Consider the following 1,072-nt stretch of genomic DNA (forward strand, 5'->3'; position numbering starts at 1 on the left):
TCTGATAACCGGCGGTGTTCGGGTAGACGAGCAGATCACCGGCCTCGGCGGGCCGGGGTAGCGGAATACGCCGCCAGCTCAGCATGTCCGACTCCAGACAGCTCCCCGCCCCGACGCAGGTCGGCGTCCGCGGCGCCAAGACCCGCCGTGCCGGTGCGGTCGACGCCGAGTCCGGCGGCGGCCTGCCCTACCGGCTGCTGACCGTGGACGGCACCAGCCTGAGCCTGTCCGAGCAGTGGTTCGGCAGCGAATACCTTCCCGACCCGCTGCTGTGGCCGCGACGCCCCGGCACGGATTCCGGCGCCGGCGCGCCGACGCCGACCAGCGTCGGGGCGGCGAGCTGTCTGGAGTCGGACATGCTGAGCTGGCGGCGTATTCCGCTACCCCGGCCCGCCGAGGCCGGTGATCTGCTCGTCTACCCGAACACCGCCGGTTATCAGATGGATTCCAACGAGTCCGGCTTCCACGAACTGCCGCTGCCGCCGAAGGTCGTGCTGCACGAGACCGACGGCGGCCGGATGCGCTGGGCTCTCGACGCCCGCTGAGCGGACCCGTCGGCCCGGACACCACACCCCCCACACCCCACTGTCTCGGTCACGCCCGCGCGCCGACCGGCCGCGCCGTGACCCGGTCCTGCCCGAGGAGAAAGCCATGCCGCTCGTCACGCGCGTGACCGACCTGATCGGCCGCACCCCGCTGTTCGAACTCGCCGCCACCGACACCGGCACCCGTCTGCTGCTCAAGCTCGAGCAGTTCAACCCGACCGGCGCGGCCAAGATCCGAATGGCCCGCGAGATGGTCCTCGACGCGGAGCGCCGCGGATTGCTGAAAGTTGGCGGACATATCATCGAGTCCACATCCGGCAACACCGGCCTCGGCCTGGCGGTGGTTGCCGCCGAACGCGGGTATCGCTTCACCGCCGTAGTCGATCACCACGCCTGTAAGGACAAATTGCGCGCGATGCGAGCCATGGGTGCCGAACTGGTCTTCGTCGCCGCCCACGGCGGCGCCAGACAGGCGCCCGCCGGCCGGGGGGGGCCGGGCGCGGCCCCGGCCGCCCCCCCCCGCCGCG

2 protein-coding genes are annotated in these 1,072 nt (G+C 71.9%); both read left to right on the top strand.

Going from position 1 to position 1,072, the window contains the following annotated elements:
- The first annotated feature begins 83 nt into the window (after nucleotides 1–83).
- Nucleotides 84–545 (top strand): hypothetical protein, encoded by a 462-nt coding sequence (locus QH283_RS01990; protein WP_348538250.1) that lies wholly within the window; start codon nucleotides 84–86, stop codon nucleotides 543–545.
- Nucleotides 546–651: 106 nt separating this feature from the next.
- The coding region (locus tag QH283_RS01995) for a pyridoxal-phosphate dependent enzyme (RefSeq protein WP_280501307.1) at nucleotides 652–1,072 on the top strand (421 nt) is incomplete at its 3' end.

The organism is Nocardia farcinica, assembly GCF_029867845.1.
Taxonomy (GTDB): domain Bacteria; phylum Actinomycetota; class Actinomycetes; order Mycobacteriales; family Mycobacteriaceae; genus Nocardia; species Nocardia farcinica_A.

Bases quoted from the DNA above. Each gene is read 5' to 3' on its own strand.
- QH283_RS01990 (WP_348538250.1), top strand. From the start codon at position 84: ATGTCCGACTCCAGACAGCTCCCCGCCCCGACGCAGGTCGGCGTCCGC.